At 68.3% G+C, this 23723-nt stretch carries 22 protein-coding genes; 8 read left to right on the top strand and 14 right to left on the bottom strand.

Translation table 11 applies throughout. From position 1 onward, the window contains the following. Positions 1–119: 119 nt before the first annotated feature. Entirely contained in the window at positions 120–1730 is a 1611-nt protein-coding gene (locus tag ACFXI3_RS42375) for a thiamine pyrophosphate-binding protein (RefSeq protein ID WP_378407485.1), read from the bottom strand. Between the two features lie 74 nt (positions 1731–1804). Between ACFXI3_RS42375 and ACFXI3_RS42370 the strand changes: the two genes are divergently transcribed. Beyond that, positions 1805–2956, top strand: coding sequence for a PucR family transcriptional regulator (locus ACFXI3_RS42370; protein ID WP_378407483.1), 1152 nt, complete (start codon positions 1805–1807; stop codon positions 2954–2956). A 55-nt stretch (positions 2957–3011) separates the two neighbouring features. Next, complete coding sequence (locus ACFXI3_RS42365; RefSeq protein ID WP_378407481.1) at positions 3012–4388, top strand: aldehyde dehydrogenase family protein; 1377 nt, start codon at positions 3012–3014, stop codon at positions 4386–4388. Positions 4389–4447: 59 nt separating this feature from the next. Here ACFXI3_RS42365 and ACFXI3_RS42360 read toward each other — a convergent pair whose 3' ends face one another. From ACFXI3_RS42360 to ACFXI3_RS42315, 10 genes are all read right to left on the bottom strand, one after another. Beyond that, a complete protein-coding gene (locus ACFXI3_RS42360; RefSeq protein WP_378407479.1) occupies positions 4448–6058 on the bottom strand; it encodes an FAD-dependent oxidoreductase in 1611 nt (536 codons plus the stop codon). A gap of 11 nt (positions 6059–6069) precedes the next feature. Next, complete coding sequence (locus tag ACFXI3_RS42355) at positions 6070–7032, bottom strand: flavin reductase (RefSeq protein WP_378407477.1); 963 nt, start codon at positions 7030–7032, stop codon at positions 6070–6072. 5 nt (positions 7033–7037) lie between these two features. Next, positions 7038–7676 (bottom strand): 4-carboxy-4-hydroxy-2-oxoadipate aldolase/oxaloacetate decarboxylase, encoded by a 639-nt coding sequence (locus ACFXI3_RS42350; protein ID WP_378407475.1) that lies wholly within the window; start codon positions 7674–7676, stop codon positions 7038–7040. Then, positions 7673–8320 (bottom strand): RraA family protein, encoded by a 648-nt coding sequence (locus ACFXI3_RS42345; RefSeq protein ID WP_378407473.1) that lies wholly within the window; start codon positions 8318–8320, stop codon positions 7673–7675. The genes ACFXI3_RS42350 and ACFXI3_RS42345 overlap by 4 nt, the downstream gene beginning before the upstream one ends. Continuing rightward, complete coding sequence (locus ACFXI3_RS42340) at positions 8320–8988, bottom strand: RraA family protein (protein ID WP_378407471.1); 669 nt, start codon at positions 8986–8988, stop codon at positions 8320–8322. Before ACFXI3_RS42340 ends, ACFXI3_RS42345 begins: the two co-directional genes overlap by 1 nt. 2 nt (positions 8989–8990) lie before the next feature. Beyond that, positions 8991–10007 carry a hypothetical protein gene (locus ACFXI3_RS42335; protein WP_378407469.1) on the bottom strand — a complete coding sequence of 339 codons (1017 nt, stop codon included), beginning with the start codon at positions 10005–10007 and terminating at the stop codon, positions 8991–8993. 10 nt (positions 10008–10017) lie between these two features. Further along, positions 10018–11019: an amidohydrolase family protein gene (locus ACFXI3_RS42330; RefSeq protein WP_378407467.1), complete on the bottom strand. Its 1002-nt coding sequence runs from the start codon at positions 11017–11019 to the stop codon at positions 10018–10020. Positions 11020–11037: 18 nt separating this feature from the next. Continuing rightward, entirely contained in the window at positions 11038–12492 is a 1455-nt protein-coding gene (locus tag ACFXI3_RS42325) for a 4-hydroxyphenylacetate 3-hydroxylase family protein (protein WP_378407465.1), read from the bottom strand. A gap of 151 nt (positions 12493–12643) precedes the next feature. Then, positions 12644–14092: an aldehyde dehydrogenase family protein gene (locus tag ACFXI3_RS42320; RefSeq protein WP_378407487.1), complete on the bottom strand. Its 1449-nt coding sequence runs from the start codon at positions 14090–14092 to the stop codon at positions 12644–12646. A 35-nt stretch (positions 14093–14127) separates the two neighbouring features. Continuing rightward, a complete protein-coding gene (locus tag ACFXI3_RS42315; RefSeq protein ID WP_378407463.1) occupies positions 14128–15732 on the bottom strand; it encodes a thiamine pyrophosphate-binding protein in 1605 nt (534 codons plus the stop codon). Between the two features lie 135 nt (positions 15733–15867). Here ACFXI3_RS42315 and ACFXI3_RS42310 point away from each other — a divergent pair, with 135 nt between their 5' ends. Together ACFXI3_RS42310 and ACFXI3_RS42305 are read left to right on the top strand one after the other, a co-directional pair. Beyond that, positions 15868–16776, top strand: coding sequence for an SAM-dependent methyltransferase (locus ACFXI3_RS42310; RefSeq protein WP_378407461.1), 909 nt, complete (start codon positions 15868–15870; stop codon positions 16774–16776). Positions 16777–17070: 294 nt separating this feature from the next. Further along, on the top strand, positions 17071–18765 hold the full coding sequence (locus tag ACFXI3_RS42305) for a bifunctional diguanylate cyclase/phosphodiesterase (protein WP_378407459.1): 1695 nt from the start codon (positions 17071–17073) through the stop codon (positions 18763–18765). Here the strand turns inward: ACFXI3_RS42305 and ACFXI3_RS42300 are convergent, their stop codons facing one another. Together ACFXI3_RS42300 and ACFXI3_RS42295 are read right to left on the bottom strand one after the other, a co-directional pair. Next, positions 18766–19287 carry a phosphoribosyltransferase family protein gene (locus tag ACFXI3_RS42300; RefSeq protein WP_378407457.1) on the bottom strand — a complete coding sequence of 174 codons (522 nt, stop codon included), beginning with the start codon at positions 19285–19287 and terminating at the stop codon, positions 18766–18768. 46 nt (positions 19288–19333) lie between these two features. Further along, positions 19334–19732 (bottom strand): VOC family protein, encoded by a 399-nt coding sequence (locus ACFXI3_RS42295; protein WP_378407455.1) that lies wholly within the window; start codon positions 19730–19732, stop codon positions 19334–19336. Positions 19733–19816: 84 nt separating this feature from the next. Between ACFXI3_RS42295 and ACFXI3_RS42290 the strand changes: the two genes are divergently transcribed. Beyond that, the gene (locus ACFXI3_RS42290) at positions 19817–20815 is read left to right on the top strand and encodes a helix-turn-helix transcriptional regulator (RefSeq protein WP_378407453.1); all 999 of its coding nucleotides are present in this window, start codon (positions 19817–19819) and stop codon (positions 20813–20815) included. Here ACFXI3_RS42290 and ACFXI3_RS42285 read toward each other — a convergent pair. Continuing rightward, the gene (locus ACFXI3_RS42285; RefSeq protein ID WP_344286965.1) at positions 20758–21177 is read right to left on the bottom strand and encodes a MarR family transcriptional regulator; all 420 of its coding nucleotides are present in this window, start codon (positions 21175–21177) and stop codon (positions 20758–20760) included. The two genes, ACFXI3_RS42290 and ACFXI3_RS42285, sit on opposite strands and share 58 nt — an antisense overlap. Before the next feature lie 67 nt (positions 21178–21244). On the opposite strand from ACFXI3_RS42285, the gene ACFXI3_RS42280 reads away from it, so the two are divergent. The 3 genes from ACFXI3_RS42280 to ACFXI3_RS42270 all read left to right on the top strand — a co-directional run bounded on the left by ACFXI3_RS42280 (position 21245) and on the right by ACFXI3_RS42270 (position 23579). After that, complete coding sequence (locus tag ACFXI3_RS42280; RefSeq protein WP_378407451.1) at positions 21245–22006, top strand: alpha/beta fold hydrolase; 762 nt, start codon at positions 21245–21247, stop codon at positions 22004–22006. A gap of 47 nt (positions 22007–22053) precedes the next feature. After that, entirely contained in the window at positions 22054–22596 is a 543-nt protein-coding gene (locus ACFXI3_RS42275) for a cysteine hydrolase family protein (RefSeq protein ID WP_378407449.1), read from the top strand. A gap of 137 nt (positions 22597–22733) precedes the next feature. Next, entirely contained in the window at positions 22734–23579 is an 846-nt protein-coding gene (locus ACFXI3_RS42270) for an SAM-dependent methyltransferase (protein ID WP_378407447.1), read from the top strand. Positions 23580–23723 lie beyond the last annotated feature (144 nt).

Raw genomic sequence — 23723 nt, 5'->3', positions numbered from 1 at the left:
TGTCAAGGCATCTTTCCCGCCTTGACAAGCACCCCCGAACCGTCAGCACAATCAGCTTCGGGGTGGTGGCCCCACCCGAGCAGGCGCAATGTCGCCGCCAGGCGACGAGCCGACCACGATCAGTGCTTCTCGTGAATCAACGGCCAAGGCGAAGGAAACACATCCACCGGCACCTTCACCACAGCAGGCCGCCGCGCAGCAATAGCCGCAGAAACATGCTTCTCCACCGCAGCAGCATCCTCAGCAAGCGCAAAATCCAACCCAAACGCCCGAGTAAGCAACTCAAAATCAGGATTAGTCAGATCCGACCCAATAAACCGACCACCATAAGTATCCCGCTGAATCCGCCAAACATTCCCAAACCGAGAATCCTCGAACAACACGGTAACCAACGGAATCCCATACTTCTTAGCCGTAGCGAACTCCTGCAGAGACCACCCAATCCCCCCATCCCCAGTAACCGCGACAACTGGCCGCCCACCAGACCCAACCGCGGCACCGAGCGCAGTAGGCATCGCATACCCCAACGTCCCCTGATACCCAGGCCACACATAAGACCGCGGCGCCCGCACCGGAAACCCGTACGTAGACACATACCCAATCTGCGTCAACTCATTGACATAAATCCCGTCCTCAGGAAGCGCCGAACGGATAGCGTCCACGAACTCCATCTGCGGCCCAGCCTGCTTCCGAATCCGAGCCTCGCAATCCTCCCGAAGCCGAACCAACTCAGCCCCCCAAGCAGCACGAGGCGCAAGCCGCTCAACCAACGCCTCCAACACCGCCACAGCATCAGCATTAACCGCAAGATCCGGCCGCCGAGGCGCACGAAGATCAGCCGCATCAATATTGACCAACGCCAGCCGAGCATCGCCGATATTCAACTGCTGCCCAAACGGCGTCAGGAACCGGCTCCCGAACGACACCACCAAGTCAGCAGTAGCCCGCAGCTCCCACAAAGCGAACGCAGGCAACGCATGCGGATCCCGAGCATCAATCGCCCCGCGCCCGTTCTCGCTCATCACCACCGGCGCGTCCAGCAACTCAGCAAGCCGAGCCAACAGCTTGAACGCCCGAGGATCCCGCATCCCACCCCCGACATGGATCACCGGCCGCGAGGAAGCCGCCAGCAACCGGGCAAGCTCAACAACATCCCGCTCCGGCGCCTCAGGCTCCCGAACCCCAAACGGCTCCCCCGGCTTAAGATCCGCGACCGCGTGAAGCAAATCCGGCCCCAGCTCCAGCGCGACAGGCCGAGGCCGCCCAGTACGCATCTGCCGGAACCCCTCATGGACGAGATCCGGAATCTCCTCAACCCGCTTAGGCCGAGCAGACCACTTAGTCAACCCCTGAACCGTGTCAGTCTGCCGAGGAATCTCGTGCAGCGCACCAAGTCCGCCGCCGACGAGCGGCGAAGGAATCGTCCCCGCCAGCAACATCACCTGCGACGAGCACGCATACGCCGTCGCCATCCCAGCCCCAGCGTTCAGCACACCCGGCCCCGGCACCACCATCGCCACACCAGGACGCCCGGAAGCCCGGTAATAACCGTCCGCCATGTAGCTGGTCGCCTGCTCATGCCGCGGAACGACCAGCTCCAGCTCGTCGCGCTTGCGGTACATGCCGTCAGTGAGCCCGTCCAGCTGGACTCCGGGAATGCCGAAGACCGTGTCGACGCCCTCGCTGATGAGCGCCCTGGCGAGCGCGTCACCGCCTGTCATCTGTGCCATGCGGATCCCTCTCGTCAAATGTCTATAATGAATATAGATCAAATCTCCGGCAGCTGGCAACGGAAGAGGCGAGCATGACTCTCGAAGGACAGGTGCAGGCCTACGCGGACCGGCTCGGCCGGCCGATCATCGTGTTCGACGTCGACTTCACGGTCATCGCGTTCAGCGTGCACGACCAGGACGTCGACCACGCCCGGTTGGCGATCATCTTGTCCCACAAAGGATCTTCGCGGGCCAAGGAGTCCATTCGGGACTATCGGGTCGGCCAGGCGCGGGAGCCGGTGCGTATTCCGCCGCTCGACGGCGGGCAGTCCCGGCTGGTCGCGCCGGTCCGGCACGAGGGACGACTGGTCGGCTACCTGTCCTCGACGATCCCCGAGGACGACAACTCCGCCTACGAGGACGACGCCGAGCTACGCGACCGTCGCGCGCAGATCGGCTTGCTGCTGGCTGCTATGGCGCTGGGCAACCGAGAGGACGAGGACCGCGCGCGACGGTTGCTCGCCGCACTGCTCGAAGGCACCGACGACCAGCGCGTCCGGGCCGCGGACGAACTGCTCGCGAGCGGCCTGCTCTCCCCCGTCCCGCACTACACGGTGATCTCAATCGCGACCCCGCCGCGGGCGGAGCCCAGCTCAGCGACGCTCCGGCTCGTACTGGACCGGGCGCTGTCGAGCATTCCCGTCTTCCCGACCCTGAAGGCGGCCGGCGCGGTGCTCGGCAGCGAGGCGATCTTGCTGGTGCCGTACGAGATCGACACCGAGCGGCTGTCGGCCCTCCTTGCCCAGCCCGCCTTCTCCGGCCTGCACGCCGGTGTCGGCGGAGCGCACGCGCCGTTGTCCGGCGTGCACCGCTCGCTGCGGGAAGCCCGGATCGCCTTACGCGGCGGCGACACCGGCTGCGTCGCCCACTGGTCGAAGCTGGGATTGGACCGGCTGCTGCTGCAACTCCCGCTCGAGGACGTTGACATCGCAGATCTCCCCGACGCCGTACGACGGTTGCTCGACGCGCAGTCCGGGCCGGATCTCGCACAGACGCTGGAGACCTACCTCGACTGCGGCTGCGACGCCCAGCGCACCGCACTGACCCTGCACGTCCACCGCAGCACCCTCTACTACCGGCTGGATCGCGTGCGGGCAGTCGCCGACGTCGATCTCGCCGACGGGAAGGTGCGCCGGGAACTCCACACCGGACTCCGGATCGCGACGCTCGCTGGTCTTCGCTAGCCCCGCCGCTCCCAATTGACTATATTCAATGTGAACTTTTACGGAAGGGTCCCGCATGAACGCACTGCTGACCACCGTCTCGGTCGCCGACGACCGCGGGCGGCCGATCCTCGACGCCGCGACCCGGGAAGTCGTCGGCCACGCACCGGTGCACACCGTCGACCAGCTGAACGCCGCGATCGCCGCTGCCGCGACGGCCCAGCCCGCCTGGGCCGCACTGGGACACGCTGAACGATCGCGAATCCTGCACGTCATCGCCGACGACATCGACGCGCACGCCGAAGAACTCGGCGAGATCATCACCGCTGAGCAAGGCAAAGCCGGCGGCGCTGGCGAGGCCCACGGCGCCGCGCACTGGCTCCGGTCCGCCGCGGACACCGTGCTCGAACCGCAGACGCTGCCGGACGGGGCGGAACAGCACTACGTTCCCCTCGGCGTTGTCGCGTCGATCGGCCCCTGGAACTTCCCGGTGATGATCGCGGTGTGGCACGTCGCGCCGGCATTGCGCATGGGAAATACGGTGGTGCTCAAGCCTTCCGAGAACACTCCGCTGAGCGTCCTCGCCCTCGCGGAGATCTTCCGCCGCCACCTCCCCGCGGACGTGCTGACCGCGGTCTCCGGGGATCGCGAGGTCGGTGCCGCGCTCGCCGCGCATCCGAGGATCGCCAAGATCGTGTTCACCGGATCGACCGCGACCGGCCGCCGGATCGTGGAAAGCTCAGCGGGCAACCTCGCGCGGCTCACCCTTGAGCTGGGCGGGAACGACGCGGCGATCGTGCTTCCCGGGACTGACGTGGACGCCGTCGCGGACAAGTTGTTCTGGGCCGCTTTCATGAACACCGGGCAGGTGTGCGCCGCGCTCAAACGGCTTTACGTGCACGAATCGATCTACGACGACGTCGTATCCGCACTGGCCGAGCGCGCCGAGAAGGCACCGATCGGGCCAGGACAGGACAAGGCGAACCGGCTCGGGCCGGTACAGAATCCCGCGCAGTTCGAGATCGTTTCCCGGCTGGTGGAAGAGGCGCGGGCGCGCGGGGCCCGGATCGTCACCGGCGGCCTGCCGGCGACGGAACTCGGGCCGCTGTTCTATCGGCCGACAATCATCGCGGACGTCGAGGACGGTGCCGCGGTGGTCGACGAGGAGCAGTTCGGTCCGGTGCTGCCGGTGATCCGATACTCCACTGTGGACGACGCAGTGCAGCGGGCCAATGGCACTGACCAGGGATTGGGTGCTTCGGTGTGGGGTCCCGACGCTGACGAAACCGACGCGGTGGCGCAGCGGATGGAAGCGGGCACTGTGTGGATCAACCAGCACGGCGGCGTCGATCCGGCGATTCCCTTTGGCGGGACCAAGTCGTCCGGATACGGGCTGGAGTTCGGCATCGAAGGCCTGAAAGCCATGGCGGCCAGCAAAATCATCCGTCGCTGAAACCAGTGAAGGCCTCCTCGAGGGATTTCCTCGAGGAGGCCTTCACTGTGGGCCGGGGGTCAAGCGCCGCGAAGCTTTTCCCACAAGTCGGCCGCGACCGCCCGGTCGGGCGGAGCACCTCGCCACACCACAGTCTGGTCCTGCCGTACCAGCGTGATCGGGCAAAGATATTCATCCGGCAGCGCGTCGACTTCAACGACCGCGAAGGGGATGCCTCGGTCTGCCGCTTCAACGTTCAGCGCTGAGATATCTGCACCGCGCCCGGCTATTGCGGTGTAACCGGGTGAGAAATGGTCGTACAGCGAGGAGCCGTCCGCCAGTGTGAAGTGCGGGGCGCGGCACCCGGGCACGGTGGACGGTGTGTAGCTGCCCATCGTGTAGCCGGGGGCTTCCTTGCCGTCGTAGGCGATGATCGGGGAATCGTGGTACGCGTACCCGTAATTCAGGCCAGCGGCGGCGAACTGCGGCTCGTTCAATTCCCGCACCGCCGCGCCGAAAGCCGCACGTGCGGCTTCACCGTCTGCGGTGTCGTCTTCGAGATCGGCGGGAAGTCCTGGCCGTGCGAGCTTCCGCTGGTGGTTCATCGCGAAGTGCGACACCTGTTCGGTGATCGGCCGCCGCTCGGCTTCGTAGGCGTCCAGGATCCCTTCCTCTGCCCAGCCGCCGAGGTGCGCGCCGAGCAGCCAGGTCAGGTTGAGCACGTCCGCGATGCCCGCGTTCATCCCGAATCCGGCGAACGGCACCCACAGGTGCGAAGCGTCTCCGGCCAGGAACACCCGCCGGTCGCGGAACCGGTCGGCGAGCAGCCGGCGCGCGATCCAGTCCTCTTTGGACACGACGTTGTATTCGAACGCCTCGTCCACGCCCAGAATCGCGCGAATCGCCGCGTCCCGGTCGACGACCTCCTCCGCCGACGAAAGATACGTGTGCACGAGGAAGGTTTCGCTGCCATCAATCGCATACACGTGGCCGACTCGGCGGGCGTTGAACGTGTAGTAGCCCCACGCCCGCGGTTCATCCGCGGACATCAGCGAGTACAGTTTCGGCGCGCGGATACAGGTGGACTGCACGTGCTGGAGCACCGGATCGCCGCTGAGCTTCACGCCGATCTGCTTGCGCACCGACGAACGGCCGCCGTCCGCGCCGATGAAGTACCGGGCGCGTAGAGTCCGTTCACCTGAGCCGTCAGAGACCACTGCCGAGACGGAAGACGCGTCCTGCTCGACCGAATGGAATCGCGTGCGGTTGAGCAGCGTCACGCCCGGCGCGGCGGCAGCGTTCCGGGCGAGGATCGGTTCCAGGAACGTCTGGTTGATCCGGTGCGGCGGTTCCGGCGTCGCCCAGCTCGTATCGGGGCCGACGCGCGAGGTGTACCGCTCGCCGCTGGCCGGAATCGGGATGCGCGACAGTTCCCGCCCGGTCAGCGAGGTCCGGAACGCAACGTCCTGCGGATAGTCGCGCGGCAGACCAGCCGCACGCACTTCGGCCGCGATGCCGAGCCGGCGGAAGCTCTCCATGGTGCGCGAGGCGACGTGATTGCACTTGACGTTCGGCGGTTCGAGAAACTCCCGTTCCTCGACAACAATCACCGACAGCCCGCGGCTGCTCAGGTCGAGTGCGGCGACGAGACCGACCGGACCAGCCCCGACGATGAGGACGTCTGCGTCCATGGTTTCTCCGTTCAGCACGGCATTCCTTGCGCCACCACGCCAAGGTGCTCGGTCATCAGCCGACGAGCAGCATCCTCGTCACGGTCCTCAATGGCCTGAAGGATGCGGCGGTGCGCATCGACGGCACGAGAAGCCCTCTCGGCGTTGGTATGCACGGCATACACGCTTTCCCGCGGCCGGTTGAGCGCGCCGACCGACGCGGCGATCGCCGGGTTTCCGCTCAGCATCCCCAGCCGGGCGTGGAATTCCAGCGACAGCGGGTTGTACCGGCTGGCGTCGTGGACGTGTTTCTCCGACTCCTCGACCAGCGCCCGCAATTGCGCGACCTGGTCGTCGGCAGCGGCACGAGCGGCGAGCGCGGCAGCGGCGGGTTCGACCGCGTGCTGCGCTTCCAGGAGCTGTTCGGTTCGCATGCCGTGCAAATGCAGCTGAATCGAAAGCGAATCGGCGATCCGGCCGATGTCCGCCTCGGCTTCTTCCGCCGTGTTGAGTTCACGGTATTCACCGGACCAGTACAGCAACGGCTGCCCGGTCCCGCCGCCCGCCGAAACGACTTCGCCGACGAGAATGATGTGGTCGCCGCCGCCCAGCATTGTGTGCACGGTGCAGTCGAACCAGCTCAACGCGCCGGTGACCACCGGCGCACCGGTAGCCTCGGTGTGCGTCTCGACCTCGTCGAATCGCTCTTTGCTCCGGCCGCGTCCACGGCGGGCGAAGCACGCGGAAACCTCCTGCTGATGGCGGCCGAGCACGTTGATCGCGAAGACCCCGCTCGCGCGGATCTCTTCGAGGATCGGGCTGTGCGAATTGATCGACACCGTCACCAAAAGCGGGTTAAGCGAAAGGGAAACGAACGAGGTCGCGGTGATTCCGTAAAGGTGCCCGTCAAGCGCGGTAGTCACTACTGTGACACCTGAAGCGAATCGTCCGGCGGCCTGGCGGAAGCTGTCGATCCGTTGCTGGTCGGAGGTCATCGTGGTCACCTCGCTCCGTCCGGAACGCCGAGATGGCGGAAGTTGTAGACGTCCAAAGTGGTCTCACCGGAGCGAAGTCGGTCCATATAGGACTCTTCCTTCTCCGCGCGCGCACGGGACGAGGCCAGAACACGGTCGTACTCGTCCGCCAGAAGCACGACGATCCCGTCCCGGTCGGCCACGACGACGTCGCCGCGCCGAACCACCCTGCCGCGCAAGGTGATCGGACGGCCGACCGTCCCCGGCCAGGCCTTGATCGTGCCGCGGATCGAGATCGCCGTGCTGAACGCCGGGAACCCGAGCGACGCGAGCTGCTGCGTGTCGCGGACGCCGCCGTCGATGACCAAGCCGCAAATGCCGCGCGCCTGCGCCGCGACCGCCATCACCTCGCCCCAGTACCCGAACGGTGCGCCACCGGCGTCGACCACAAGCACATCACCAGGACCAGCAGCCTCGATTCCGTGGTGCAGCGCCAGATTGTCGCCGATTTGCGCGGACACCGGCACCGCGCGGCCGACGATCTGCGCGCCGTCCCAGGCTGGCCGGAACGCGGCGTCCAGGAAACAGTCCATACCGGACGCTTCGTACAGCGTCGCCGTGCCGAGCGTCAGCAGTTCCTTGGTGTCTTCGGCCAACGTGGTCATGCTTCCGCCCGCTGCAGATCGTGGTAGCCGTACTTCGCGCGGGCTTCGGCGATCGTCGCGCCGCCGAGCGCAGCGGCGAGGATCGCCTCCTCGCGCGCCTGGATCATCTCGGCGACCTCCAGCACGTCGTCCTCGCAGTCGCGTGGGATCGCGACGACACCGTCCGAGTCGCCGAGCAAAATGTCCCCGTGGCGGACTGTCACGCCGCCGATGGTCACCGGTCCGCGTTCCTCGGCCACCTCGACCCGGTCCTTGCCGGTGCGCATGAAGCGACCGCGGCTGTAGATCGGATAGCCGATGGACAGCGCGCGATGCGTGTCGCGGCAGACACCTTCAATGACCGTGCCGGAGATGCCACGCTGATGCGCGACCGCGGTCAGGATGTCGCCCCAGACCGTGCAGTCGAGGCGGCCGTCGTTGTCGAGCACGATCACCTGACCAGGCTCGACCTGGTCGATGAAGTCGCCGACCGTGCCAGCCGGGACCTGCGCGCTGACATACCGCACGGTGAACGCACGGCCGATCATGCGCTGTCCGTCGGCCAGCGGGGCGAGGCCGAGCAGACTGCCCGGCCGCTTGAGCTTGTCGAGGGCATCGGAGACCGTCGCGGTGCCGAGTCCGGCGAACCGGTCAAGGAGAGACATCAGCGCTGCTCCACAGTGACTGAGGGGAATTGGGAATCGTGCATGACCTCTTGCACGTCACGGCCGGAGCGGACGGCCTCCGCCATCCGGGCTTCACGCTCGGCAATCCGCTGCGCGAGCTCGATGACGCGTTCGGCGTCTGCAGCGGCGACGAAGACGACGCCGTTGACGTCCGCGAGCACAAAGTCTTGCGGGGCAACGGAGATACCAGCGATCTGAATCCGCTCGTCCATCGCGGCCTGCACGATGCGGCCCCGCGCGCTGACCGGAACGGCCGCGCGGGCGAACACCGGGAGCTTCAACGCTTCGCTCTCCTGGACGTCGCGGCAGGCACCGTCCACGATGACGCCAGCCACGCCGCGCCGGACCGCGGCCTCGGCGAGCAGGCCGCCCCAGCAGGAGACGTCCGTGCGGCCGTGGTTGTCGATCACCACGACGTCGTCCGGTTCGGTGATCGCGACCAGCGGGGTGGCGATGTGCGTCGCCGGTCCGGCGGTCGCCTTCGGTGCGGCGGTGACCGTGCGCACGCGACCGGCCAGAACCGTACCCGCAGGCCACATCGGCTTCAGTGCGGTGACTGCGCCGGGCAGGCCCAGCGTATCGAGCGCGTCGGAAACCGCGCAGCTGTCGAGGCCGCGCAGTGCGGTGATGATCTCTTCGGGAGACATGGTCACTTCCGTTCCCAGGTAAGGAAACCCATCGCGTTGCCGGTGCCGGCTTCGGTGCGGTAGCACGGCTCGTAGTCGACGCTGGTCACGGCGAGACCCGCTTCGTCGGCGATCCCGGCGACCGCGATCCAGTTCCGCAGCTCCGAGGCACCGGACCGCATCTCGGCGGCCGGGACGGTCGAAAGGTAGTCGGCGTCATGGTCGCGCAGGGCCTGGATGAACTCCTGGTCCAGCGTCTCGTCGATCACGAAGTGGCTGAGCCCGCCCGAAGCGACGACGCCGACCCGCAGGTCGCCGGGGAACGACCGGATCGCCCGGCCGACCGCGCGCCCGAAGTCGTAGCAGCGCTTGGCTCCCGGCGGATTCGGCTCCCAGAAGGTGTTGATGAAGATCGGCACCATCGGCAGCGTCGATTCCTGGCCGAGGAACCGCTGGTAGATGAACCCGAAGCCGTGCGGGATCGTGTGGTTCTCGTACCGCCCGGCCGGGATGACCTCGGTGGCGCCGGTGTCGAAGTCGTCGGATTGGGTGGACTGGATGATGTGCTTGCCGAGCGCGCGGTGCGTGGGCCGCATGATCGTGCGGTCCGGGACGTCCCCGGTCGCGGCCTCGGCCAGACCGGGAGCCATCGCGTCGAGCTGTGCCTGGGTGAACGGCACGTGCGCGACCTCGTCGCCCCAGAACACTGAGAACGGGGCGAGCCATTCGTCGCCGTAGGTTTCCTTGTGGTCGCTGGAAACGATCACCAGGACGTCGACGTCCTGGGCGCGAATGAAGTCCGCGAGCCGGTCCATCGACCGCTGGCAGCTTTCCCAGCGACGAGCCATCACCTCGGGAGTGATCTCTTGCGAAAAGTCCTCCCGCAGCTCGCGCAGTTCCTCGTAGCTGTACGTCTCGCCGCGGAATTTGAGCCCCTTGCTGGCGCGGTCAGCCGTGCCCCGGGTATCCCAGGCGTGCGGCGGTGGCGCCTTCAGCTGCGGTCCGTGCGACGTGCCGATCCCGGCGACGATCTCGGTCATGAGCTTCCCCTCAAAGCTGGAAGAGCGCGCGGGCGTTGTTCTCGAGGACGTCGGCGCGCTCCTTGTCACCTAGCCAGGCGATGTCGTCGATGAGCAGGTGGATGTCGTCGAACCAGCGGCCGGTCTCCGGGTCGATCTGCGAGCCGGTGCCCGGTTTCTCGGAGCCGAACAGCACCCGGTCGGTGCCGACGACCTTCATCAGTAGCTCGAGACTGTCCTGGGTGTACAAACAGGAGTCGAAGTGCAGCCGGCGGAGTTTGTCCAGATAGGACACTCCGGTGCGCACCACCGACGGAAGAAAACGGCCCACCTGGTACGGAATCGCGCCGCCGCCGTGCGAGACGATCACCTTGAGGTCCGGGAAATCCTTTAGCACGGTGGAGTTCACGAGGCTCCACACCGCGATGGTTTCTTCCTGGATGAAATGCAGGCTGTACGGCTCCCGCGCCGGCGGTTTGCACCCGGCCGCGTGCAGCAGCACCGGCACGTCGAGTTCACACAGCACCTCGTACACCGGGTACCAGTACCGGTCGCCGAGCGCGAGCGGGGTTTCCGTGCCCTCGTAAGGATCGGTGTTGAGCATCGCGCCGACGAAGCCGAGTTCGGTCACCGTGCGACGCAGCTCAGCGGTCCAGTCCCGGGGCGTCAGGTCCGGGCTCTGCGGGAGTCCGGCGACGCCCTTGAACCGGCCGGGGAACAGTTCCGTCGCGCGGTGGATGAGGTTGTTGGTCTCCTCGGTGAACCACTGCACGAGCTTGGCCGGCCGTTCGCTGTGCATCATCTGGAACGGGCGCGGCGAGATCATCTGCAGGTCGATCCCGGCGCCGTCGAGGTGCGCCAGATGCGAGATGTCGCCGAAGCTCGGGTGCGGGGCGTGATACGCGGCGGCGAGCGCGTCGTCGCTGATGGCGGGCGGTTTGCCGCCGTGCGCGCCGCGGTGCGACAGCAGCGAGGCTTTCCAGGCGTAGTAGGCGTCCGGCGCGGACATGTGGCCGTGGACGTCGATGATCACGGGATGCTCCTTGCGGTCTCAGACGAGCGGCTTGCTGATGAGTTCGTCGACGCGCGCGTCGGTCGCCGACGTGTCGTAGAAGCGCAACAGCCGGGTGCGGCCCGCGCCGGGGTCGCCGCGGTGCAGGTACTCGTAAAGTTCCTGGCGCATCCCGAAACTCGAGCCGGCGAGCTCCCAGCCGAGCCGGAACAGCCGTGCCTTCTCCGCCGCTCCGATGTCGTGGCCGCGCATGTAGAGATCCAGGAACGGGCGCAGCTCCGGGTTCGCGAGGTCGGCTTCGGTCGGCTGCATGATGAGGCCGGACGCGGCGACCTGGCGCAAGATCTGCACCATCCGCGCTGAGATGTCGGCCGACCAGAATCCGACGCCGTTGGTATTGCTCGGGGCGAGGTGCCCGCCCGGCGTCACGACCGCGTCGGCCTCGGCGCCCTTAATCGCCAGCTCGAGCGTCTGGACGTAGGAGATCAGTTCGCCCAGCTGTTCCTGGATGCCGCGGAAGGTGTCCACGCCGATGGAGTGCGCGAGCTTCTTCGCGACCGAGGTGAAGAACTTCATCCGGGCGAGGAAGCGGATGTGCGTGCTCTGCAGGCTCCAGACGTTGATCCGGCCGAGGCCCTTGAGCGCGCGCAGGGAGTCGCCGAGCAGGAAGATGCGTTCGCGCGGCAGGAAGACGTCGTCGAAGAACAGCATCGCGTCCTGCTCGTCGTACCGGTTGCCGAGCGGGTGCGAATGGCCGCTCTCCGGCGCGCCGAGCGGTTCGCGCAGCAGGATCTTCAGGCCCGGCGTGCACATCGGCAGCGCGAACCAGATGACGAAGTCTTCCGCGCCGCGTGCGGCGGTGACGCCGTTGAGGTACACCAGCACTTCGTGGGAGAACGGCGCGAGCGTGGCCAGTTGCTTGGCCCCACGCAGGATTACGCCGTCCTCGCGCTCCTCGACCACACGCAGGGCGAGGTCCGGGTCGTCGAGCGGGCTGGCGCTGCGGTCGATCTGCGGGTCGCCGAGGGCGTGGGTCAGGACGAGGTCGTTTTCCATGGCGAACCGGCGGTAATCCCGGGCGTTCTGGCCGAAACCTTCGCGGTTCTGGTCGAGTTCGTCGGCGTAATCGGCGAGACCCGCCGCGACATTCGACATGAAGTCGGGCGAACGGCCGAGCTGCCCGAGGCTTTCCCGCATCCACCATTCCGACGCGGCGAATTTGGCGCGCAATTCCTCCGGGGTCTTCGGCAGCGAAAACGCGTAGCTGACCTCGTTGCCGGTCTCCTCGGACTTGAACAGCGTCGCCGCCCGCCCCTCGGGGGTGGCGAACCGCAGGTCGAGCAGCCGGGCGAACTCGTCGACGGTCGGCTTCAGCGCGGGGTGTTCCGCGACATTCTCGATGCGCTTCCCGTCGAGCCAGACCTCGCGGCCGTCGTTGAGGCTCTTTTTGTACTGCTCGCCGGTCAGCGCCCCGGTGGCACCGGAAATGTCCATGTACTCCGACTCCTTTGTCTGTCACGGGCCCGCACCGGGCGACGATTCGAAGCTACGGAAATCGCGGCGCCACGGAATCGGTCCGCTGCGGGAATCTCCGCCAGGGGTTTCCGACACCGTGTATGAGAGTCCGACGCGGTGTCGGAAACCCTCAGCGCTGGATCGTCGGAACCGTCACCCATTGCCAGTAGGTGAATTCGTCCAGGTTCCAATGCCCGCCGTGCCGTCCGCCGTTGCCGGACGCACCGAGGCCGCCCATCGGGATGTGCGCGGCGTCGTAGATGGTCTGGCCGTTGAGCGCGACCATCCCGGCACGCAACCGCGAAGCGAAGCCGAGCGCGCGTGCGACGTCGCGGCTGTGGATCGCCGCGGACAGGCCGTATTCGGTCGCGTTGGCCAGTTCGAGCGCTTCTTCTTCGGTCGAGAAACGGGTTACCGGCGCGACCGGGCCAAAGATCTCGCTGCGGAAAGCCGCGTTGTCAGCTGTGACGCCGTCCAAGATGGTCGGTTGGTAGTACGCGCCGTCGTGCGTAGCCCCGTGCACGACCCGTGCTCCCCTGGCGACCGCGGCCTCGACGATGCCGTGCACCCGCTCGGCCTGCGCAGTCGTGATCAGCGGGCCGAGGGTCGTCCCGGGTGCTTTAGGGTCGCCGAGCCGCAGTTTCTCGGCGGCTGCTTTGAGCCGTTCGACGTACTCATCGGCGATGCTTTCGTGCACCAGATGCCGTCCGGTGGCCATGCAGATCTGGCCTTGGTGCCGGAAAGTCCCGCCGACGCCACCGGCCACGGCGCGGTCGAGGTCAGCGTCCGCCAGCACGATGAACGCGTTGTTGCCGCCGAGTTCCAGCACTACCCGCTTGAGCAGGCCGCCCGCGATCTCGCCGACCCGGCGGCCGGCGGCGGACGAGCCGGTGAACGAGATCGCGTTCGTGTGCGGCGAGCGCACCACAGCCTCGCCGGTCGCGGCACCACCGGGCAGCACGTGCAGTACGCCGTCGGGCAGCCCGGCTTGCTCGAAGATGTGCGCGAGCACCGCGCCTCCGGAGAAGGCAGTCTTCACGTCCGGCTTGACCAGCACCGCATTGCCCAGCGCGATCGCCGGGGCGACCGAGCGCATGGCGAGCATCAACGGCGCGTTCCAAGGCGCGATCACCCCGACGACGCCGACGGGGATCCGGCGGGCCAAACCCAGCGTCATCGGGTCTTCCACCGGGAGAAGATCGCCCTGCGACATCGTGACCAGCCCGGCCGCGGCGATCAGTTCGTCGATCGCTTTGTCGACCTCGTGCTTCGCCTTGGCGGGCAGCGAGCCGCTTTCGCGCACGAGCACGTCCTCGACGTCGGCGCGGATTTCGCGCAACGCGTCCGCAGCGCGAGTGAGGACGTCGGCCCGTACTCGGTACGACGCTCGGCTCCATTCAGCCTGCGCCTGCGCGGCGCGCGCTCCGGCCCGCTCGACGTCGTGCTGGTCGGCGATGCCCGCCAGGCCGACTTTCCCGCCGTCGCCCGGCGAGACCACCGGCTGCGTGCCTCCCCCGCCGGTACGCCAACCGCCGGAGTAGATCTGCCCGTCTACCTCGCGGATATCCCACCGGGCCATGTGCGTCGCCTGCCAATCCTGGTGCGGGTTCGGAATCACTGCCACAACTCGTCATTCACGCGGACCTCGATCAGCCGCGGGCCGTCCTCGGAGTCCTCGGCGAGTGCGACCCGCAGCCCGTCGGCGTCGTCGATCGTCGTCGCCTTAATGCCGAATGCCTGCGCCAACGCTGATATCTCAACGCCGCTGATGTCGGTGAGCGGATACTCGTCGCGCTCGCCTCCGCTTTTCTTCAGACCGGCGACCACGGCTTGGTACTTCCCGTTGTTCACCACGAGATACGTCACCGGCAGCCGATACCGCACGACGGTCCAGAACGCCGGCACACCGAACTGGACCACGCCGTCGCCGACCACCGCGAGCACTCGCTCGCGCCGCGCCATCGCCACCCCCGCCGCGGCTCCCATTCCCCAGCCGAGCGAGCCGCTCGCGGTGGCGAACAGCGAATCCGCCCGCGTGCGCTGGAGAAACCGCAGCAACGGCAGCGTCGAGGTGACCGCGTCGAGGACCAACAGCCGTTCCCCGCCGATGACGTCCGCGAGAATGCGCATCGCCAGCGCAGCGCTGAACTCCCCGTCCCACGGAACTTCGGCCTCCCAGCGGGCTCGCCGGGCTTCACTGTCCTTCCGCACCCGGGCAAGCCATTCGTCGCGAGAAGGCGCGCGGACCCCTGCCGCCAGCTCGCGCAGCACCGCCGCGGTGTCGCCGACCACCGCCCCAGCTGGCACGTAGCGGCGGCCAGGCTCGGCCGCGTCTTCAGAGAGATGGAGCAGAGGGACGCCGGGCGGCAGCGCCGCGACCTCGGCCGAGAACTCCAGCGGCGTCGGCATGCCCGCCAGCACCAGCAGGTCGGCCTCCGCCAGCAGCGGCGCGCGGGGGTCGAACACTCCGGCGTAGTGCGGATGATCCGTGCGGAACGACCATCGTTCGAGGTCCCGCCGGGACTCCACGAACACCGGCGCGCCAAGCCGCTCGGCCAACCGCTCCAGGTCTGACTCGGCCCGCCTCCGCGCGACGTCCGATCCCGCGACGACCACCGGCCGCCGCGCCGCGTCAAGCAGCGCGCACGCGTGTCGAACCGCTTCCGCGGCCGGGCCTTGCCGCGCACCCCGGCGGACCGGAGGCGCGACGCCGGGTTCGGCCGTCAGATGGTCTTGCGGGATCGTGAGAATCGCCGGTTGTTCCGGAACGACCGTGGTGTGCCACAGCGTCCGGCTGAGATCTTCCAGCAGGTCCTCCGCGCGGAGGTTCTGCCAGGCATGACCCACGTACGGCGCGGCTGTTTCGAGCAACCGCGGCGAAGTCGTCAACGCGCGGTGCGGGAGGGTCGCCGTCCCTTTGATGCCAGCGAGAATCGCGACGCTGCTGCGCGCGACCTGCGCCGCGTACAGATGCGCCAGGCCGTTCGCGACGCCGACGTTCGTGTGCAGGTAGGCCACGCCGATCCGGCCGGAGGCGCGCGCGTAACCGTCGGCCATGGACACCGAGATCGCCTCGTGCGTGGTCAGCACGAACTCGGGTCCGCCTCGCCTGGCGGCAAGAGCGTCGAGCACTGGTATCTCACTGGTCCCGGGACAGCAGAAGACGTGCTCGACTCCCCACTGCGCCAAGGTTTCCAGCAACCGCGCGGCAGCCGTCATGCCCAGCACGCTACGCAGCACGCCGGGTCGGGCGCTCCGACGCGGCGACGGAAGAAACCTGGCGAACTGTGCGACACGGTGTCGGGATCGGAGTAGGTTGCGGTCTCGACACCCGGCGAAAGACAAGGCGGCTCAATGACTTCTGCCCGGCACGACGGAGACACCTGGGATCTGGCGTCCAGCGTCGGCGCGACCGCGACCATGGCCGCGGCGGCGCGGGCGATCGCCACCCGCGAGGACGGCGCGCTGTTCTCCGACCGGTTCGCCGAACCGCTCGTGCAGGCAGTCGGCGTCGACCTGCTGGCCAAGCTGGCGTCCGGCGAGTCCGCCTCCGGCGCGCTCGTCGGGCAGATCTGGATCGACGCGGCCAAGATCCGCGGCAAGTTCTACGACGAGTTCTTTCTCGACGCGGCGGACGCGGGCATCGCCCAGGCCGTGATCCTGGCGTCCGGATTGGACTCGCGCTCCTACCGGCTGCCCTGGCCGGACGGAACCGTGGTGTACGAGATCGACCAGGAGCCGGTGGTCGAGTTCAAGGCCCGCACCCTGGCCGAACTGGGCGCCGAGCCCACCGCGGACCGGCGAGCGGTCGCCGTCGACCTGCGCGAGGACTGGCCCGCCGCACTGCGCGCCGCCGGTTTCGACCCGGCCCGGCCGACCGCGTGGAGCGCCGAAGGCCTGCTGGGATATCTGCCGCCCGAGGCACAAGATCGCTTGCTGGACACCATCACCGAACTCAGCGCGCCGGGAAGCCGGGTCGCCACCGAGAACCGGCCCAACCCGCGTCCCGGCGACGAGGACAAGACAAAGGAACGCCTCGACCGCATCTCCGAGCAATGGCGCGGCGAGGGTTTCGACACCGACATGACGAGGCTGCGCTACTTCGGCGAGCGCAACGAAGCGGCTCCCTACCTGACCGGGCTCGGCTGGGAGGTGCGGGGAAGCACCGTCCGGGAGCTGCTCGCCGACAACGGCCTGCCGCCGCTTCAGGACGACGATCTGCGCATGGGTGACCTTCGGTACATCACCGGCGAATGGGGCTAGCACCTCGGCCTGTCGTGAGGGGAACCCTCACGGACTCTGAGTCCCTCAGGGTTCCCCTCACGGCACGCCGCTGGCGCATCGCTCGTGGTCGAGCCATCACGCCTGGTCACGTGTGGTTCGTAGCCGATTTGTGATGGTGGTCACGGGCCGTACCGCGGGTTTGCCCCGAGCGGTCGCGAATCCCGAGCACAGTCCCCGATCCCGAAGAGTTTTCCGGTTCGGCCGCCGGCCGGGCAGGTCAACGGGAGATAACGGTTTTGTGGAGATCCGTGCGTTCCGGGCGAGGATTTGCGTGTGCTCGCCCCTGCCGACCAGGTCCGTTTCGCCTTCGAGCCGCTGTACAGCCTCTACAGCGGCTCGGCTGTCGCAGTCGAAGCGGTCGGGCATCCCGCGGCGGGCTGGGTCCAGGACCTCCTCGACGCGGCGGGCGACCAGGCCCAGCTGATCGACGCCGACCTCGACCTCGCCGCCCGCGCAGCCGCGGCGGCCCCGCAGGTCGCGGCCGGGGTGTCGCTGCATCTCAACCTGAGCGCCAGCGCCGCCGGCGCGCCCGCCGAGCGGTTCATCCCGCTGCTGCAGACCCTCGAACGCGCGGGCCGCCGTCCCGCCGACGTCGTGCTGGAAGTCACCGCCCCGCTCGCCGTCCCGAATCCGGGAACCCTGCTGCAGGGCCTGCACCGGCTCCGCGACCTCGGCTTCCGGCTGGCTTTCGACCGGCTCGGCGCCGCGGGCCTGCCGATGAATCTCCTCGCCGAAGCGCCGATCGAGATGATCAAGCTGGACCGCGCGACGTTGCGGCGGCTTCCGGCGAACGCGGCGACGGTCGCGCTCGTCGAGGCGCTGGTGCAGTTCGCCACGCAGACTGATTTGCGGCTCGTCGCGACGGGAATCGAGAACGACGCGGAACTCGACGTCGCGCGACGCGCCGGAATCCGTCTCGTGCAAGGGAATCTGTTCGCCACCGCCGCCCCCGAACGCGTGCTGCCCACCGCCGAACGCGGCGACCAGCCGGGAACCACGGCAGTCTCGCCCGCCGCCGGACTGCGGATCCCGGAATTCCTCCGCCAGGCCAAAACCCTGCCCGACGACGCGACCTGCGACGACGTCCACGCGATCCTGTCCGCCGAGCACGCGCCGAAGGCCATCGTCGGACTCGACCAGCAGGCGCGTCCACAGTGGACGATCGACCGGATGCGCTTCCTGCTGGCGGTGACCGGCCGGTACGGGCACGCCCTGTACGCCGGGAAACCCGCCGCGAAACTGGCCGGCCCGCCACGGCTCGTCCGGATCGACACCGGCACCCGCGAACTGCTGGAGATCATCGCCGACGGCGGAGCCGAGCACAGCGGCGACGACCTCGTGGTGACCGACGCGTCCGGCCGCTACCAGGGCGTGGTGCGGCCGAACGAGGTGATGCGCCGGATGGCCGCGGTGAAGGTCGAGGCCGCGGTCGCGCTCAACCCGCTCACCCGGCTGCCCGGCAGCGACGCGATCGCCCACGACGTCGCCCGCCGCGCGGACGCCGGACGGCCGTTCGTCGTCGCCTGGCTGGACATCGACCAGTTCAAACGGCTCAACGACACCGCCGGGTTCGCCGCGGGCGACGATTTGATCCGCGCCATCGGCCGGGCCCTGACCGACCACGCCCGGCGGCTCGGCGACGTCACCGTCGGGCACGTCGGCGGCGACGATTTCCTGGTCGTCTGCGGCGTCGAGGACATCACCGCACTCGCCGACGCAGTCCTCGGCCACGGCTGGTCGGCCGACGGTGTGTCCGTCACGCTCTCCCTGGCGAGCCTCGTCCAGACCGGTGCCTCAGCGGGCTCGTACCGCGAAAGCGCGCGGCTGCTGGCGCCGTTGAAGAAGCAGGCCAAGGAGATTCCGGGGTCGAGCTGGGTCAACAGCTGGCCGGGCGCCGGACGGGCACAGATTCTCCGCGGCGGCAAGGAAACGAACGGCCGGGCGCCGATGCTGCTTTCCCGGCAGTAGTCAGCACTCCGGCAGTTCGTCCGCGGTCAGCAGCGCGTGCAGCCTTCCGAGGCGCGGCCGCGCGGCTGGACCGAGCTGATCGACCAGCACTGCGCAGCCGATCAGCTCCGCCCCCGCTTCCAGCACCAAAGCACGCACTGCAAGGGCTTGATTCCCCGTCTCGATCCAGTCGTCCGCAAGCAGCACCCGGTCGCCCGGAGACAACGCCGAGCGCTGCATCCGCAGGACGTGCCGGAAACCCCGGTAGTCCGGGTCTGTCTCGCGGGTCAGCTTCTCGCCAGGGAACATCCCGGCGGCCTTCCGGATCGCGGCGAAGCCGACGCCCAGTTCCAGCGCGACTGCCCCGCCGAGCAGGAATCCCCGCGACTCGATCCCGCATACCGCGGTCACGCCTGCGTCCCGGAACGGCTCGGCGAGCGCCTTAACCACCTCGGCGAACGCCTCGCCGTCGCGGAAGACCGGCCAGAGATCGGCGTGTCCGTCGACCCACCGGAACCGGTCGAGCAGAAGAGCACGTGTCATGCCGCGATCCTGGCCGGTCGCCCCTCGGCCGGGCCAGCCGATTTCGTCACCTGGCAAGCCGGGCGCGCGCTTCCTCAGTCTGCGGCGCGAACAGGTTCACCAGGTTGCCGTCCGGATCGCGGAAGAGCAGCGAGCGGTTGCCCCACGGCATCGTCGTCGGCTCCTGCACCACCTCGGCGAGCAGCGGCCGGAGCCGGGCGAACTCGCGGTCCACGTCCTCGACCTGGAATTCCAGGATGACGGTCCGGTTCGACTCCGGCACCGCCGCCCCCGCGCTGAACAGCGCCATCGTCTCGGCGCTGCCGATCGCCAGGGTCGCGGTCTCGCCGACGAACTCGGCGAACTGCTTCGCCGGGCGGCTCGCCACGAGGCCGGTCACCTGCTCGTAGAAGGACGTCAGACGGTCGATGTCACCGGTGATGATCCGGACGGAAGTCAACTGCACGGCCAAATTCCTCTCTGGTTGCTTAGTGGCCACGCTAGAAGCAATAGTGGACAGGATCCGCCCGGTATTGCGAGAATTCTCCGCATGACCCGGCCGATCGCCCGCGTGCTGGCGCTGCTGGAAATCCTGCAGGGCGGCGGCACCCGGACCGTCGCCGAACTCGCCGGGCGGCTCGATGTGGACGAGCGCACGGTCCGCCGGTACGTCGAGCACCTGCTCGACCTGGACATTCCGGTCCGCTCCGTGCGCGGCCGCTACGGCGGGTACCGGCTCGCGCCCGGCTACCGGATGCCGCCGCTGATGCTCACCGACGAGGAGGCGCTCGCGGTCCTGCTCGGGCTGGTCGCGGGCCGGCGCGCGGGGCTGGTCACCACCTCGGTCGCGGCCGCGGAAAGCGCCGTCGCGAAGGTGCGCCGGGTGCTGCCCGAGGCGCTCGGCCGCCGGCTCGACGCGCTGCTGGAGGTCGCCGACTTCACCGCACCCGCGCGGGCCGCGCTCACCGCCGAGGCCGAAGTGCTGCTCGCGGTCGCCGAGGCAGCGCGCGACCAGCGGCCGGTCAAACTCGCCTACACCGCGGCTCACGGCCGCAGCAGCGAGCGCGTCGTCGAGCCGTACGGTGTCGTGGCGCATTCCGGCCGTTGGTATCTCACCGGCTTCGACTCAACCGCCGGGCAGGTGCGCACGTTCCGCGTCGACCGCATCGAACGGGCCGAGCCACGGGACGGAACCTTCAGCGCCCCAACGGATTTCGACCCTACTCAGCAGGTGCTCACCGGTATCGCCGAAGCCCCGCACCGGCATGACGTATCAGTGCGGATCCGCGCGACCGCGGAGGAGATCCGCGCGGTGTTCCCGCCGTCCATCGCCATCCTGGAGGCGGACGGGCCGTGGACGCGGGCGCGCATCCGAGCCGAACGCCTCGACTGGATCCCGCCCCGGCTCGCCGCGCTGGACCGGCCGTTCGCCATCGAGCGGCCGGACGCCCTCCGCGACCAGATGCGCGCTCTCGCCGACCGGCTGACCGGTTACGCCGGGTCAGACTCCAGCGCGACGTCCAGCAACGCGCCCAGCTCGTTCAACTGAGCCGCCGACAATCGGCTGAACGACGTCTTCACCACCGCATCCGCCAGTTCCTGCCCCGCCGCCCGCAACTCAGCGCCCTTCTCCGTCAGCCGATGCCGCACCGCGCGACCCGGGCCGGGCACCCGCTCGATCAGGCCGCGGTCGACCATCCGCGCGGCCAGCGTGCCGAAGGACTGGTCGGTCTGGAAGGTCAGCACGGCGAGGTCGTGCAGCGACGCCTCCGGGTGATTGTCCAAGTGGCGCAACGTATCCCACTGCACCAACGACAGCCCGAGCGGCTGCAGTGCCTGGCTCAGCGCGCGGTGATGGCGGTGCTGCAGGCGCTTGACGGCCAGTGCGACGTCGGCGTGGCGGTACCTCATGGCAGGGAAGCCTACCCCGGTTCAGAACAGGTTGCTTATCTAAGCTTCCTTATATAAGCTTCCTGATATGACTTCCTCCCAGATCCTCCAGTTCCCGTCCTCCGGTCCGGTCGAGATCAGCGTGCAGGACCACGACCGCACCCGGACCTTCCTGCTGCTGCACGGAGGAGGCGGCGTCGCGACGATGGCCGGTTTCGCCGGTCTGCTGGCCGAACGCACGCGCTCGCGAGTGCTGCTCCCCACCCACCCCGGCTTCAACGGCACGCCGAAAGCCGCCGGACTCACCGACGTCACCGCGCTGGCCAAGGCGTACGTCGCGATGCTCGACCACCTCGACGTCTCGAACGTCACCGTGGTCGGCAACTCCTTCGGCGGCTGGCTGGCCGCGGAGATCGCCCTGCTGCGGAGTCCGCGAGTCAGCCGCGCGGTGATCGTCGACGGCATCGGCATCGAGGTCGACGGCCATCCGCTGGCCGACGTCCGCGGCAAGACGGTCGCCGAGATCCAGCAGTTCTCGTTCCACGACCCGGCGAAGGCGCCGACCCCGCCAGCAGGCAGCAGCGGCCCGAGCCCGGACGTCCTGGCGCTCGTCGGCTACACCGGTCCGGCGATGACCGACCCGAGCCTGGCCGAGCGGCTGGGCAAGGCCGAGACGCCCGTCCACGTCCTGTGGGGCGAAAGCGACCGCATCGCCGATCCGCGGTACGGCGAGGCCTACGCGGCCGCGATCCCGGGCTCGACTTTCACCGTGCTTCCTCGCACCGGGCATTTGCCGCAGGTCGAAACCCCGGAGGAACTGCTCGAAGCGCTGCTCGCCTTCGACGCCTGAGCACGCCTCCGGGTTAAATGGCGGCTACTGCTCAAAGGGGGATTCTCATGACCACCGCGCTGATCATCGGCGACATCCAGCGGGGCATCACCGACGGCTACCCGTTCGCCCGTCAGGTCGTGCCGCCGCTCGCCGACCTGCTGCCGCGGGCCCGCGAAACCGGCACCCTCGTCGTATTCGTGCATTTCGCCATGCGGGACAACGGAACCGACCTGCCCGACGGCGCGCTGTACCGCTCATTCTTCGAGGCCGGGGACGCTTTCCACGAGGGTTCTCCCGGCACTGAACTGACGCTGCCGGTCGCCGAAGAAGACGTCGTCGTCCTGAAGCGCCGGGCCAGCGCGTTCGCCGGAACCGACCTCGACCTGGTGCTGCGTGCCCGAGGCATCAGCCACGTCGCGATCGCCGGGGTCGCGACCAGCGCGATGGTCACCGCGACGTGCTACGACGCGGCGGATCGCGGCTACCAGGTGACCGTGCTGCGCGACGGATGCGCCGACGGCGACCAGGCCGTCAACGACTTCCTGCTGGACAAAGTGTTCCCCAGCCGGGGATTCGAGGTCGTGTCCTGTGCCGAGTGGACCGCGTGAGCACGCTGTCGCCGCTGGTCAGCGCGGTGAAATAAGGCTGGCTGGCATCCGGGCGGCACCGGTTTCGCGACGTCGGCGAAGTCCGCTACTCTCAGTACGGCAACTATCACCGTGTCAGCACGCGGGAGGTACGCGTCGTGGCCGACGCAGTCAACGCACCGCCGGGGGTCAACCCGAACCAGTCGAGCGCGGCCCGCGTTTACGACTATCTCCTGGGCGGGAAAGACAATTACGAGATCGACCGGCAGGTAGCAAGGGAAGCCGCCCGGGTGATGCCGGACATCGCGGAGACCGCGCGGGTCAACCGGCATCTGATGACCCGGATCTGCCGCTTCCTCGCCTACCACGCGGGCGTCCGCCAGTACATCGACTGCGGGTCCGGCATGCCGACCGCGGAAAACGTGCACCAGATCGTGCAGCGGGCGGACACCACCGCGAAGGTCGTGTACGTCGACTACGACCCGGTGGTGGCCAGCCACGGGCGGGCACTGCTCGACGAAAACGAGTTCACCGAATACATCCAGGCGGATTTCTTCGACCCGCCGAGCATTCTCGACCATCCGACGGTCAACGAGCACCTCGACTGGGACCAGCCGATCGCGGTGCTGTTCCTGCTCGCGCTGCACCACCAGACCGGCGACCGCGAGGTTCCGGCGAAGGTGACGAAGGAATTCATCGACCGGCTCCCGTCCGGTTCGTACGTGGCGATCTCGCACCTGCTCGACGCGCACGACGGTTCCGAGGACGACGAAGCGGTGCAGGGCATCATCGAATCGGTCCACAATGGCTCGATGAAGGACGTCTCGTCCCGCACCCGCGCCGAGATCAAGGAACTGTTCCACGACATGGAACTGATCCCGAGCGGGCCGAACAAGCCGGCGGAAATCGTGCCGGTGGTCGAATGGTGGCCGGACGGTCCGTTGCTGGGCGACCCGACGGTGGCGCAGCGGATCGTCGCGGTCGGAGTCGCGCGGAAACCCTGACGGCGCACTAGGTTTGCGGCGGGGGCGGGGGGCCCGCGGGAGGGGGGGCGGAACCCCCCCCCCACGGGTGGGGGTGTGAAAACCCACCCCCCAAAACGCAAACACCGGGGGGCAAAACCACACCCCCCCCCCCCCACAAACCCC

This window comes from Amycolatopsis sp. NPDC059235, from assembly GCF_042754125.1.
In the GTDB taxonomy this organism is placed as follows: Bacteria; Actinomycetota; Actinomycetes; order Mycobacteriales; family Pseudonocardiaceae; genus Amycolatopsis; species Amycolatopsis albidoflava.
The sequence above is the reverse complement of the archived record's forward strand: the minus strand, read 5'-3'. Positions and strand labels throughout refer to the sequence as shown.